This window comes from Acinetobacter sp. RF14B (assembly GCF_006864105.1).
In the GTDB taxonomy this organism is placed as follows: Bacteria; Pseudomonadota; Gammaproteobacteria; order Pseudomonadales; family Moraxellaceae; genus Acinetobacter; species Acinetobacter lwoffii_C.
The window spans coordinates 1-12,896 of the sequence record NZ_SMTB01000083.1; the positions used below are offsets into that span (position 1 = coordinate 1).

The 12,896-nt window shown below is 41.5% G+C and carries 14 protein-coding genes and 1 pseudogene; 11 read left to right on the forward strand and 4 right to left on the reverse strand.

The features are described 5' to 3' along the window. The 3 genes from E2K52_RS11340 to E2K52_RS11350 all read left to right on the forward strand — a co-directional run. Positions 1 to 299, forward strand: a 299-nt coding sequence (locus E2K52_RS11340) for a cytochrome ubiquinol oxidase subunit I (protein WP_151205198.1), incomplete at its 5' end; no start/stop codon positions are given. Further along, positions 296 to 1,300 carry a cytochrome d ubiquinol oxidase subunit II gene (gene cydB / locus E2K52_RS11345; RefSeq protein ID WP_151205199.1) on the forward strand — a complete coding sequence of 335 codons (1,005 nt, stop codon included), beginning with the start codon at positions 296 to 298 and terminating at the stop codon, positions 1,298 to 1,300. The genes E2K52_RS11340 and cydB, both read left to right, overlap by 4 nt. 9 nt (positions 1,301 to 1,309) lie before the next feature. After that, on the forward strand, positions 1,310 to 1,417 hold the full coding sequence (locus E2K52_RS11350; RefSeq protein ID WP_151205200.1) for a DUF2474 family protein: 108 nt from the start codon (positions 1,310 to 1,312) through the stop codon (positions 1,415 to 1,417). A gap of 60 nt (positions 1,418 to 1,477) precedes the next feature. Here the strand turns inward: E2K52_RS11350 and E2K52_RS15640 are convergent, their stop codons facing one another. Beyond that, positions 1,478 to 2,002 (reverse strand): thermonuclease family protein, encoded by a 525-nt coding sequence (locus tag E2K52_RS15640; RefSeq protein WP_227548237.1) that lies wholly within the window; start codon positions 2,000 to 2,002, stop codon positions 1,478 to 1,480. 251 nt (positions 2,003 to 2,253) lie between these two features. After that, a complete protein-coding gene (locus tag E2K52_RS11360; RefSeq protein WP_151205202.1) occupies positions 2,254 to 3,171 on the reverse strand; it encodes a LysR family transcriptional regulator in 918 nt (305 codons plus the stop codon). Positions 3,172 to 3,260: 89 nt separating this feature from the next. On the opposite strand from E2K52_RS11360, the gene E2K52_RS11365 reads away from it, so the two are divergent. The 6 genes from E2K52_RS11365 (at position 3,261) to E2K52_RS11390 (ending at position 8,749) form a co-directional block, all read left to right on the forward strand. Then, positions 3,261 to 4,505 (forward strand): acyl-CoA dehydrogenase family protein, encoded by a 1,245-nt coding sequence (locus tag E2K52_RS11365; protein WP_151205203.1) that lies wholly within the window; start codon positions 3,261 to 3,263, stop codon positions 4,503 to 4,505. A gap of 126 nt (positions 4,506 to 4,631) precedes the next feature. Continuing rightward, the gene (locus E2K52_RS11370) at positions 4,632 to 5,753 is read left to right on the forward strand and encodes a phosphotransferase family protein (protein WP_151205204.1); all 1,122 of its coding nucleotides are present in this window, start codon (positions 4,632 to 4,634) and stop codon (positions 5,751 to 5,753) included. Continuing rightward, positions 5,750 to 6,448, forward strand: coding sequence for a histidine phosphatase family protein (locus tag E2K52_RS11375; protein WP_151205205.1), 699 nt, complete (start codon positions 5,750 to 5,752; stop codon positions 6,446 to 6,448). The genes E2K52_RS11370 and E2K52_RS11375 overlap by 4 nt, the downstream gene beginning before the upstream one ends. 30 nt (positions 6,449 to 6,478) lie before the next feature. Further along, positions 6,479 to 7,222 carry an SDR family oxidoreductase gene (locus E2K52_RS11380; protein ID WP_151205206.1) on the forward strand — a complete coding sequence of 248 codons (744 nt, stop codon included), beginning with the start codon at positions 6,479 to 6,481 and terminating at the stop codon, positions 7,220 to 7,222. Positions 7,223 to 7,421: 199 nt separating this feature from the next. Next, positions 7,422 to 8,132 (forward strand): SGNH/GDSL hydrolase family protein, encoded by a 711-nt coding sequence (locus E2K52_RS11385; RefSeq protein WP_151205207.1) that lies wholly within the window; start codon positions 7,422 to 7,424, stop codon positions 8,130 to 8,132. Positions 8,133 to 8,164: 32 nt separating this feature from the next. Continuing rightward, on the forward strand, positions 8,165 to 8,749 hold the full coding sequence (locus E2K52_RS11390; protein WP_151205208.1) for a uracil-DNA glycosylase family protein: 585 nt from the start codon (positions 8,165 to 8,167) through the stop codon (positions 8,747 to 8,749). 154 nt (positions 8,750 to 8,903) lie between these two features. On the opposite strand, the gene E2K52_RS11395 is transcribed toward E2K52_RS11390, so the two are convergent. Continuing rightward, positions 8,904 to 9,341 carry a hypothetical protein gene (locus E2K52_RS11395; RefSeq protein ID WP_151205209.1) on the reverse strand — a complete coding sequence of 146 codons (438 nt, stop codon included), beginning with the start codon at positions 9,339 to 9,341 and terminating at the stop codon, positions 8,904 to 8,906. Positions 9,342 to 9,514: 173 nt separating this feature from the next. Further along, complete coding sequence (locus E2K52_RS11400) at positions 9,515 to 11,068, reverse strand: phospholipase D family protein (protein WP_151205210.1); 1,554 nt, start codon at positions 11,066 to 11,068, stop codon at positions 9,515 to 9,517. A gap of 120 nt (positions 11,069 to 11,188) precedes the next feature. Here E2K52_RS11400 and E2K52_RS11405 point away from each other — a divergent pair, with 120 nt between their 5' ends. Then, positions 11,189 to 12,301, forward strand: a complete 1,113-nt coding sequence (locus tag E2K52_RS11405) for an S-(hydroxymethyl)glutathione dehydrogenase/class III alcohol dehydrogenase (protein WP_151205211.1) — start codon at positions 11,189 to 11,191, stop codon at positions 12,299 to 12,301. Between the two features lie 470 nt (positions 12,302 to 12,771). Next, positions 12,772 to 12,896: pseudogene (locus E2K52_RS11410) on the forward strand (GatB/YqeY domain-containing protein); the annotation flags it as partial.

Consider the following 12,896-nt stretch of genomic DNA (forward strand, 5'->3'; position numbering starts at 1 on the left):
TCGGCCGTCAGCCATGGGTGGTCTATGGCGTGATGCGTACCCGTGATGCGCTATCTCCGGTGTCGGCAGAACAGGTCGGTTTGACCTTGATTATCTTTGTGCTGGTGTACTGTGTAGTTTTTGGGATTGGGATTTATTACATACTCCGTCTCATGCATAAAGGCCCGGAATTTATTCATTCCGCACCGGAAGATAAAACAGATAGTGCCGTCATTCAGGCTTCCCGTCGACCTCTCAGCAGTATTCGTGAACGCATTGAAGATGTGGCTGAAGACCCAAATCAGGGGGATAAAAAATGATTGATTTATCACTAGTTTGGATTGTCATCATTGCTATTGGCGTATTTATTTATGTCATTATGGATGGCTTTGATTTGGGTATTGGTATCTTATTTCCTTTCTTTTCACATCAGGATGAGCGCGATGTGATGATGAATACCGTGGCACCTGTATGGGATGGAAATGAGACCTGGATGGTACTCGGTGGAGCAGGGCTGTTTGCAGCCTTTCCACTGGCCTATGCAACGGTATTATCTGCTTTATATATGCCGATTATTCTCATGGTTATTGCCCTGATTTTTCGTGGGGTCGCGTTTGAATTCCGCTTTAAGGCCCAACATAGCAAACACTGGTGGGATAAAGCCTTTATTTGGGGCTCTACCTTGACCAGCTTCCTGCAAGGCGTAATCCTGGGAGCCTATATTCAGGGAATAGAAACACGTAATGGCGTATATGTAGGTGGTGGATTAGATTGGTTGACGCCATTTAGTTTATTCACAGGCGTGGGTGTGGTTGTCATGTATGCTGCACTAGGGTGTGGATGGCTAATCTTTAAAACTGGTGACAGCCTGCAGGATCGTATGTACCAGCTAATGCCAAAGCTGATTATTGCCTTGCTGATCATTCTGGGCGCAGTCAGTATTTATACGCCGTTGACCCATCCGGCAATTGCCGAGCGCTGGTTCAGTCAACCGCAGTTAACCTATTTTATGCCAGTACCGGTTCTAGTCTTGCTCTTTACCTGGTTGGCTTTACGCGCCTGTAAAAAACGCAGTGAATTAGGGCCATTTTCCTATATGCTAATTCTGGTATTTCTGGCTTATAGTGGATTTTTAATCAGTTTATGGCCTTATATTATTCCGCCATCTGTGACCATCTGGCAGGCTGCAGCTCCTGAAAATAGCCAGTTATTTACTCTGATTGGTGCCTTACTGTTAATTCCAATCATTATTATTTATACCGGTATGTCGTATTGGGTGTTCCGTCACAAAGTCCGTGTGGGTGATGATGGGTATCATTGAGGAGCAATCATGAAAGGCAAACAGTTATTATGGTTTGTCGGCTTGTGGCTGGCAGGATTTCTCACTCTGGCACTAATTGCAGGCGCTTTTCGCTTTCTGGTGCATTTGGCTTATTAAATTTCACTAGCAAAGTGATCATGATGTATAGATCACTTTGCTAGGTTGAGAATAGATAAATCAGGATTTTTGCTGCTTTCGGTACACACTTGGGCGAATTGGGCGGCTACTTTTCCATAATCCTTTTTTCTGTTTTTTGGCCTTGTTTTGTAGCTGAAGCATATAAGTCAAATGATGCTTATCATGGATATATTCTTCGTAGACCCAAGCTGCACCACGTTTGATAATTTCTTCATTAATATTCTTGCGGTAACGGTAAACTATCCCAACACAGCGGCCATAGCGATCAATATCGGTAATTTTGACCCGTACGATCTTATTTTGCACCATACTTTTAACCAGACGTTGGGATTCTTTTCCATAGGCCTGCTTGGATTCGGGAGCATCAACATGGGCAAAGCGCAATTTGGTTTCAGAGCGTCTGACATTGAAGCGGTAGCAGGTTAGGGTATCGCCATCACTAACGCTTCGGACTCTGCACCAATATTTTTTATTTTTTTTAAACGGGCGAAAGAGATCCTTTAAATAAACCACAAATTTATAAAGCAGATAATAAGAAAAGCATAATAAAACCAGGCCCAGCATAATTTGCCAGGTGAGAGAAAGATGTAGCAAGAGCAAGATCCAAATCAGCAGAAATTAGTGCAAGAACAGCACTAAAAGTTTAGACATTTTAGATTAAAGCCTGCATGAGAGTAGCTTAAAAGCTAAGCAGTCAGTATTTAGATTTGTACTTAGAAATAGCCTAAGTCTAAATATAGAGCCAAAAATTGTTTTATAAATAATAAGATTTCCTAAATAGCCTAAGCATCTTAATATTTAATAAATAAAATAGCCTAAGTAAAAATTTTAGAAATTTCATTTCTCAAAAATTGATGTCTTTTATTCTCTTCCAGATCTTTATGCCAATACATCCCCATATTTATATGCGGTAGTTTAACAGGCACATTAAAAATATGGAGTGTATGTTCAATCTGTAAATGACTCACAATATTCTGTGGCAGAGTCAGCATGGCAGTAGGATACTGCTGCAAAATTTGCAGAGCAGTTGAATAATGCTGACAGCGCAGGAAAATCTGCCGCGATAGTTGCTTGCGACTTAAATATAAATCCTCAATCAACACACCAGTACGACGTGAAGAAACGCCAATATGAGGTGAGGCCAGATAAATATGTTCAGACATCTCGGTTTGCTGCGTACACACCACAAACTGGTCTTGAATCAAACGTTCAAACTTGATTTTTTCACCTAACACCTGTTCCAAGTCAATCACAAAATCAACTTGCTGGGCAGCCAGATCAGCAATGATATTTTTTCGGTCGAGCTTGATGCTACTGAACTGGATTTCTGGATTAAATTGCTGAAAATGTGCAACCAGTTTAGGAAAAACCATCGGTTCAATTTCATCATGTACCGCAATTTTTAAACTTTGCACTGCTTTAGGTTCAAACACCTGATGCGGTATTGAAATATTCTGTATCGTGATGAGTGCACGCTTAATTTCAGGATAAATCTGTTCAGACAAGGGCGTAGGTTGCATTTTGGCACCAGTACGGACAAACAGGTCATCCTGTAGTTGCCGTCTTAAACGCTGCAAGGCATGACTGGCTGCTGATTGGGTAATTGAGAGAATATGAGCTGCCTTTGAAATACTCTTTTGCTCAAATACCGCAATAAAAAGCGGATATAAATTAATGTCTATACCATGAAAAGCACGTAAATCCATGGTGGCTTTGTGATGAATATAATTCATAATGTTGTATTGAATAAAATCATTTTATTCATAATAGTTTTTGGGTTAAGGTCTTGTAAAGCAAAATAATCATATTCAGAGGAAGCAGCATGTTTGAATTATCAGCACGTGCACAAGACTATATTGAGCGTACCAAACAATTTATTAAAAATGAAATCGAGCCGATTGAAACTGATTTCTGGCAAAAGCTGCATGAACTCAATCAGGGCGGTGACTGGACCACCTGGCAATGGCCTGCTGAACTAGAAACCTTAAAAACCAAAGCCAAAACTGCCGGCCTATGGAATATGTTTTTGCCTTGCCCGGAGCTGGGCCAGGGTCTATCCGTTCAAGAATATGCGCATATTGCTGAGCTTTCCGGACGTAGTCTGATTGCGCCAACGGTATTTAACTGTAATGCACCAGATAGCGGCAATATGGAAGTCTTATGGCGTTATGGTTCAGAAGCCCAAAAACAGCAATGGCTAATGCCTTTGTTAGACGGAAAAATCCGTTCCGTATTCTGTATGACTGAACCTGCAGTAGCTTCGAGTGATGCGACCAATATGCAGGCTACAGCGGTGGTGGAGGGTGAGGAAATTGTATTGAATGGCCGCAAATGGTGGTCTTCAGGGCTGGGCGATCCTAATGCTAAAGTTATTATCTTTATGGCGCATACCCCAGATGCAAGCAAAGACCGTCATCATCAGCATTCAATGGTCTTGGTTCCGATAAATACGGCGGGTGTTAAAATTGAACGAATGCTGCCAGTATTCGGTGATTATGATGCACCGCATGGTCATGGCGAAATCAGTTTTGACAATGTACGTGTCCCGGTTTCAAACTTTATTGGCGGTGCAGGTCAAGGCTTTGAAATTGCACAAGGTCGCTTGGGCCCGGGACGTATTCATCATTGCATGCGTTGTATTGGAGCCGCAGAAAAATCTCTGGAGCTGATGATTGATCGTGGTATGACGCGTACTGCGTTTGGCAAGGAAATCTTAAAACTGGGCGGTAATCTGGAGCGCGTTGCAGAAGCACGTGTGGCCATAGATCAGGCACGACTTTTGACCTTGTATGCTGCCTATAAAATGGATACTTTAGGAAACATGGCGGCACTGACTGAAATCTCGGCAATTAAAGTGGTTGCACCAAGTGTGCTGGAAAAAGTGGTGGATATGGCAATCCAGATCCACGGCGGTGCCGGAGTGTCTCGTGATACGTCATTGACAGGATTTTTTGCCCAGGCACGTTCTTTACGTTTGGCCGATGGCCCAGATGAGGTGCATAAAGGCATGATTGCCAAACTGGAACTGGCAAAACGTGGATATAGTACGCGTCGTCAAAAAGATTAAATTAGAGAAATAGTTGTTGAGACTTCTTACAATTTGCCTAAAAAAGTTGCTAGGAATAGAAAATCAATTAGGTATAAATAAGTAAGTTAAGAAGTCTTTTAAAATTGAAGATTTAGGGAAATAAAAATGTCAGTTATTGATGTGGCTGGAAATGTCCGTACAGGTGAAGAGCTAGACGTAATTGCGGTAGAGCATTGGCTAAAAGCACAAGGTGTCGATTTACAAGGCCAGGTGGAAGTCACTCAATATTCTGGTGGCGCTTCAAACTGGACATATCGTCTGAAATATAGCAATGCCGATTTAATTCTGCGCCGTCCGCCTAAAGGCACCAAAGCCAAGTCTGCACATGATATGGCACGTGAATATCATGTACAAAAAGCATTGGCCGAGTATTATCCGGTTGTACCTGAAATGCTGGCACTTTGTCAGGATGAATCCATCATTGGTTGTGATTTCTATGTTATGAATCGCATTGAAGGGATTATTCCACGTGCCAATTTACCCAAAGAGCTGGACTTTAATGAATTTCAGGTTCGGGAATTATGTATCAATGTAATCGACAAATTGATCGAGTTACATCAAGTGCCTTATGAAGGTACGGAACTGGAAAAATTAGGTAAGGGGGCAGGCTATTGCCGTCGTCAGGTCGAAGGTTGGGATGGTCGCTATGAAAAGGCCAAAACCATCAATGTGCCTTCGTTTAAATATGTACGAAACTGGCTTAAAGACAATATTCCAGCGGATTCAAAAACCTGTGTGATTCATAATGACTGGCGTTTTGATAATGTCATTTTAGATCCGAACAATCCGACTCAGGTAATTGGCGTACTGGATTGGGAAATGGCAACGCTAGGTGATCCGTTAATGGATTTAGGTTCAGCTTTGGCTTATTGGGTAGAAGATACAGACAACAGACTTTTTAAGGCGACCCGCCGTCAGCCGACTAATCTAAAAGGCATGCTGAGCCGTAAAGAAGTCGTGGAATATTATCTGGAAAAAACAGGTTTACAGGCCGATAACTGGACATTTTATGAAGTGTTTGGCATTTTCCGTCTAGCTGTCATCGCCCAGCAGATTTATTACCGTTATTACCATAAACAAACCACTAATCCTGTATTCAAGGACTTCTGGGTAATCATTCATGCGTTGCATATTCGTGCTTTAAAACTGATTGGTTTACAGAAAATTGAAGCCAATGAATTGGCGCAAAAATATATCGCCAAATTTAAGGATTTAATGCCGTCATGACCACCATTTATCTGATTCGCCACGGTCAAGCCTCTTTTGGAGCAAAAAGTTATGATCAGCTTTCCCCAAATGGTGAATTACAAGCGAAATTATTGGGACAATATTTTGACCAGATTTTAAAAGAAGCGCCTTATGTAATAGCTGGCTCCATGCAACGCCATCAGCAAACGGCGCAGCTATGTCTGGATCAGTGCTTTCCGGAAAGTAAAATCATAACGGATTCTGTCTGGAACGAGTTTAACCATCAGCAGGTTTTTGCCCAATACGAACCGCGTTTCAATGAACCAGAACTACTTAAAGAGGATGTCGAAAAACATGCCAATCCGCGAGCGTATTTGAGTAAAATCTTTGAAGGTGCGATTGAACGCTGGACCGGTGGTGACTATCACCATGAATATGAAGAAGCATGGCCGGATTTTAAGCAGCGAGTGGAAGGCGGATTACAGAATTTATGTGATCAACTGGCTGCCTCTCAACCGCGTTATGCAGTGGTGTTTACGTCAGGTGGGGTCATTTCTGTTGCAGCAGGGAAAATTCTCGGTCTGAGTCCCACTAAAACCTTTGCCCTGAATTGGGCGATTGCCAATACCAGCATGACCACGCTGCGTTTGGTGGGCAATGAACCTCAGCTTTTAAGCTTAAATGAGCATCACTATATCAAGGCAAAGCGTCCAGATTTGCTGACTTGGATTTAATCCATTAAAAATAAGGTAAAAGGTATACACATGACAAAAACAATTTTAATTACGGGTGCAAGTTCAGGGATTGGTGCCGGGATGGCACGTGAATTCGCACAAAAAGGCTATAATCTGGCAATCTGTGCGCGCCGTTTGGAGCGTCTGGAGGCATTAAAGCAGGAGCTTGAAAGCCAGTATGGCATCAAAGTGATTGCAAAAACTCTGGATGTCACCAATTACGATCAGGTTTTTGAAGTTTTCCGTGCTTTTAAAGAAGAATTTGGCACCCTTGACCGGATTATTGTCAATGCTGGGGTTGGTGAAGGCCGCCGGATTGGTAAAGGTAATTTTGCAATCAACAGGGCCACTGTTGAAACCAACTTCATATCCGCTTTGGCACAATGTGAAGCGGCGGTGGAGATTTTTCGTGCCCAAAATTCAGGTCATCTGGTGATGATCTCTTCCATGAGTGCAATGCGCGGTATGCCAAAACATTTGACGGCGTATGGAGCAAGCAAGGCTGGTGTTGCTCATCTGGCAGAAGGCATCCGTGCAGAGTTGATCGATACACCGATTAAAGTGACCACCATTTTCCCGGGTTATATTCGCACCGAGCTGAATGAAAGTGCAAAAAAATTGCCTTTTGAAGTCGATGAAAAAACCGGTTCACATTTACTGGTCAAAGCTATTGAAAAAGCACCAGTTAAGGCTTATGTACCTCAATGGCCTTGGTTGCCATTAGGTTTGGCGATGAAACTATTACCATTAAAACTGGTCAATAAACTGGGTTGATTGCAAAGCAATATTTAAAAAGAGGCGAGAAGAGCCTCTTTTTTATTTGAGATGTTTTTGAGTTCTGGCCAAGCGTTCGACAGGATAAAAGCAGCATTGATTCCACAATCATATTTTTTATGAGTAGATGATTCAGTCCACCAGAAGCGATAAAATATATTAATATTTCAATAAAATCTGTGCCAAGAAAATAAATCATATGCTATTAAAAACCATTACTGTTGTGTTAATTCCGGCACTGGTGCTTCAGGGCTGGCGTGTCAAAAAAAATACGCTCAAACTTTCCGAACCTTTAGGAGAACGTGAAGGAATTACCGGAAAAGGAAAAAAGCTGTCCTTATTAATTCTGGGTGATTCTGCGGCAGCAGGTGTGGGGGTGGAGCATCAGGACGATGCCTTATTGGGGGCGATTTTAAAGCAATTAAAAAATGATTTTGAAATTGAATGGAAACTCCAGGCCAAAATTGGTGATACGACTTCTAAAGTCCTGCATGCCTTAGATCAGCTTGAAAAGCGTCATTATGATGTTGTTGTGACCTCAGTGGGAGTAAATGACGTCACTCAATTGATGTCGGCAAAAACCTGGATTGAAAAACAACACCAACTCTATGGAAAAATTCAGCAAAACTTTAGCCCCAAGCTGGTGATTGCAGCAGGTGTACCACCGATGCACTTATTTCCAGCCTTGCCTCATCCTTTGGCCTGGTTATTTGGACAATATGCTCAAAAGATGAATCAGCAACTGGCCAGGTTTGTAGGGGAGCAAAATAATATGCAATGGATTGAATATGATCTTAAAAAATATCAGCAATTAAATTTACAGATGGCGCAGGATGGCTTTCATCCGAGCAAGGAAGTTTATACACTTTGGGGACAAGAAGTAACTCACAGGATTCGCCAGGCATTTTAAACTAACCGAAATGCCTGAATTTGGAATAGTTTATGTCGGATATTGAAACCCATCCATTCCTACCATTTTTACCACCGAATGCCGAATTATTGATGTTAGGCAGTTTTCCACCACCTCCTACACGCTGGAAAATGGACTTTTATTATCCAAATTTTAATAATGATATGTGGCGAATTTTCGGATTAATCTTTTTTGACAATAAAGACTATTTTCTGGATTTACCGAATAAAAAATTTCAGGAGGCTTTAATCCGGGAGTTTTTAATCGAAACAGGAATTGCGATTTTTGACAGTGGCTATCAGATTAGACGTCTAAAAGGCAATGCTTCAGATAAGTTTCTGGAAATTATCGTACCGGCTAATTTACAGGAATTGTTGAAGAAAATACCTAAATGTAATCATATTATGACCACTGGTGACAAAGCGACTGACACCTTGATGCTCTCCATGCCGGAAGGAACCTTGAAACCCAGTATTGGTCAACCCACCCAGGCTCACTTTTTAGGTCGTAATTTTTATTTATACCGAATGCCATCTTCGTCCCGTGCTTATCCTTTGTCTGTAGAGAAAAAAGCTGAAAGCTACCGGATGATGTTTGAACATGTTGGCTTAATTTAAATTTACGATTTTAAAATAATTGGTCATTCGTGTTCTTTCATGGTCGCAGAAGCTTAGGGAGAAGCTCTTATCACAAGCTCCTCATCCTCTCTTTTGGAGCATGTTCCTCCTACCACCACCGGAAGAAAAACTTTAAATACTCATGAACAACACACTAAGCATCATATTCCACATAATCCCACAAATTAAGTCGTGCTTTTATTTCCTTGCGTATATGCGGCAGCATCGGTAACAGGCTGCCATCAATCCATAGGCTTAAGGCTTGTGCAGAAAGTAATTGCTGCTGTTCATCAATTAACTGGGCGCCTTTTACCACGACTAGAGTTTCTTCTGAAGCTTCGGTTTCTATCCCCTTAAAGAGTACCTGCAACTCATAACCGGTATCCTGAATCAGCCATTCCAGCTCTATCTGGATATTTTCACTAGATTTTAGGACGACTTGACCTTCTATTAGGTCCGAATTAGATAAACAGTCATGTTCGACTCGAATTTTGCTCAGGAACCATTCCTGTTGCGATAGATCCTGAAGAGTTTTTACGGGTATAAGAATATCACTGAGCTTAAACTGACGGCTTAAATCAAAAAATTGCATGGGAGAAAATGGCAAAAATTCGCAAAATACTAAAAACCAAGATTTTAAAGCACCGCCTCGCTACTGTACAATATTTTGGTGCAGTTTCTTTCTTTTGGTCGATTTATATTCAGCTGTTTAAAGTCAGTTTTATTTTTCAATGCCTCTTTTCGTTAATTGTGCTGATAATGTCATTACATCATCCATTCAATAGGAAGATAAGACACTGCTTTCATCGCAAAACGCTGGAATTTAGTAGATTCCGGATCGTATGAATATTCTGTACTTGAACCATCTTTATGGTGATCGAGCCAAATGACTTCACCTTGTGAATCGAGTTTGAGCTCATAGGCGATTTGCGGTAAATATGTATTTAAAGCCGTAGAAATCTGATTTTGTAAAAGATCAGATTCGACCACCAATCCCACTTCGGTGTTTAAATTGGCTGAGCGTGGATCAAAATTAAAAGAACCAATAAATACCATGCCGTCAATATCAAAAAATTTGGCATGCAAACTGGATGCATTTTTACCCTTAGCGGGAATTACATTACCGGTCACTATCTCGTACCAGGTTCTTTTGGTGCGTTCTATATAGGGTTTAAACTCATACAGTTTTACGCCATTTTTCAGTAAATCTTGGCGATATTGCTGATAGAAAGCATGAACCAAAGGCACATCATTGGCTAAAAATGAATTGGTCAATACCCGAACATTGACACCATTTTGAACTAAAGTCGCCAAATAGTCTGCGCCTTTACGGGTAGGCACAAAATAAGCCGAAACCAGTTCCAGGTGCTGTTTGGGTTCTCCCATAATATTGATCATCTGCCTGTAAATCAGTTGATCTGGGGAAGCTTGACCACGAATTTTATCGGGGGCATCGGCCACAAAATATGCTTTTGCCCAGTTCATTTTACGGGCTTTTAAATGCTCATTGATCTGTTGTGCGGCAAGTTCAATGCGGCTCTTTAACTGGTCTTTTTGTAAGGCCGTCAATTCATAATACTTGCGTAATCTAGCCAGTTGTTCAGGGTGGCCTTCACCTAATAGTTGCGGAACCGGATAACTTAAATCGTCATGCCAAAACTGGTGGAAAACTGTATTGGCATGCTTGACCGCAGTACCATAAAACAAAATATCCATATCGGTAAATTGGAAGTTGTCACTGGCTTCGAAATACTCACGGCTGATGTTGCGACCACCAGTAACGGCAATAGCGCCATCTGCAATGATCAGTTTATTGTGCATACGATGATTGATATTTTTGAATCGAAATGCGTAGTCAATCACCCGTAGTTTTCTAAATTTATAGGGATTAAAAATTTTAATTTCAAAGTTGGGATGCTGGGCTAATTGTTTGAGGCTGGAGTCCAGCTGAGTTCCATTTTGGTCATCAATCAATAAACGGACCTTGACACCACGATCTGCTGCCTTGAGCAGTTCAGCCAGCATGAGCTGTCCAATCGAATCATCTTCCCAAATATAATATTGTAAATCGAGATTGTACTGTGCTTTGTTAATCAGATGCAGTCGCGATGCGATGCTAATAAAGGCATCATCCAAAGCCAAATAGGCACTTAAACCCTGGGCTAGTTGTTCATCCACCTTTGCACCATTTAACCAATGCTCAGCATGCGCCTGAATAGGCAATTGCTTTTGTGATTCATTCATAGGCAAACTGCATCCTGTCAAAGTAATGACTACAGATGAAAGTAAAGCAGCTTGAGTGCGTGGTTTAATCTGCATATTTATTATGAAGTCATTAAGTTATCAATATATTAACATCATGTTAATGGTTGAATCCGATAATAAAAAGAGGTTACTGTAGCTCAACTGTTAAAGAACTAAATGAAGGATGAGTTATCTATGAAATCACGTGCAGCGGTTGCATTTGGTCCAGGTCAACCTTTGGAAATTGTTGAAATTGATGTTGCTCCACCGCAAAAAGGTGAAGTATTGGTTAAAATCACGCATACGGGAGTATGCCATACTGATGCATTTACTTTGTCCGGTGATGATCCTGAAGGGGTTTTTCCTGCTGTTTTAGGTCATGAAGGTGCAGGGGTGGTGGTAGAAGTCGGTGAAGGCGTAACCAGTGTGAAACCGGGGGATCATGTTATTCCGCTTTATACCGCAGAATGTGGTGAATGTTTATTCTGTCAGTCAGGGAAAACTAATTTGTGTGTGGCTGTCCGTGCAACTCAGGGCAAAGGCCTGATGCCAGATGGTACAACCCGTTTTTCTTATCAGGGCCAGCCGATTTATCACTATATGGGCTGCTCGACTTTTAGTGAATATACCGTCGTTGCTGAAGTCTCTTTAGCAAAAATCAACCCTGAAGCCAATCATGAACAGGTTTGTTTGCTGGGCTGTGGTGTAACGACAGGCTTGGGAGCAGTAAAAAATACCGCCAAAGTTCAAGAGGGAGATACCGTTGCGGTATTTGGTTTAGGCGGAATTGGTTTGGCCGTAGTTCAAGGTGCCAAGAAAGCCAAAGCCAGCCGTATTATTGCCATTGATACCAATCCTGAAAAATTCAAATTGGCTGAACAATTTGGTGCGACAGAATTCTTAAATCCAAAAGATTATGATCGTCCAATTCAAGAGGTGATTGTTGAAAAAACTGGCTGGGGAGTCGACCATTCTTTTGAATGTATTGGCAATACCAATGTGATGCGTTCGGCATTAGAGTGTGCGCATCGCGGCTGGGGACAATCGATTATTATTGGTGTGGCTGGGGCAGGTCAGGAAATTTCGACCCGTCCATTCCAGCTAGTTACAGGTCGTAGCTGGAAAGGAACAGCTTTTGGTGGGGTGAAAGGCCGTTCACAATTACCAGACATGGTGGAAGAAGCCATGCAGGGGGATATTCAGCTTGAGCCTTTTGTAACTCATACCATGCCACTTGAGCAGATCAATGAAGCATTTGACTTGATGCATGAAGGCAAGTCAATTCGCAGTGTCATTCATTTTGACTAAGTCATTTGACTCAAAAAAGACCGGCTTTGACCGGTCTTTTTTTATATTTTTGCTTCCGGATACATTTGCCTATTAAAGCCGCACATAGATTAACTGAAAAAACACAAGCCTTCTAAGGTGATTACATGACATATGTTTATATTAGGAACTGTTGACACTTCTTCTATGCTTGCGACAACGCATGTTTTTTTAGCTGGTATAAGACATGAGACAGTAAATTTAGCCCTTTTAAATGAATGACTCATCACGAGATAGCAGCAACAAATATGCTGGTTCTAAAAGGCTGCAGCTAAAACTCTTTCAGTTTGCGCTGCACCACAATCCATTTATGAAATGTCAATAGTTTCTGATAAGAACGTATTTATACGTGATTAAAACCATTTTAAAAAATAAGGATAAGCACTATGTCGAATGATAATTTTGATCGTGATGAAATAAAGAACTCTCCAAAGGAAGTCCGGGATGATATTACAGGTGCTGGTCGAGAAGATTTAGCTAGTAAGGAACAAGCCGAAGTTGAGGTTCTCTCTCAATTTCTACCAGAAGCTATGACTGAGGAAGAACTTGATTCCGTGATTGCGCAAACGATTGCAGC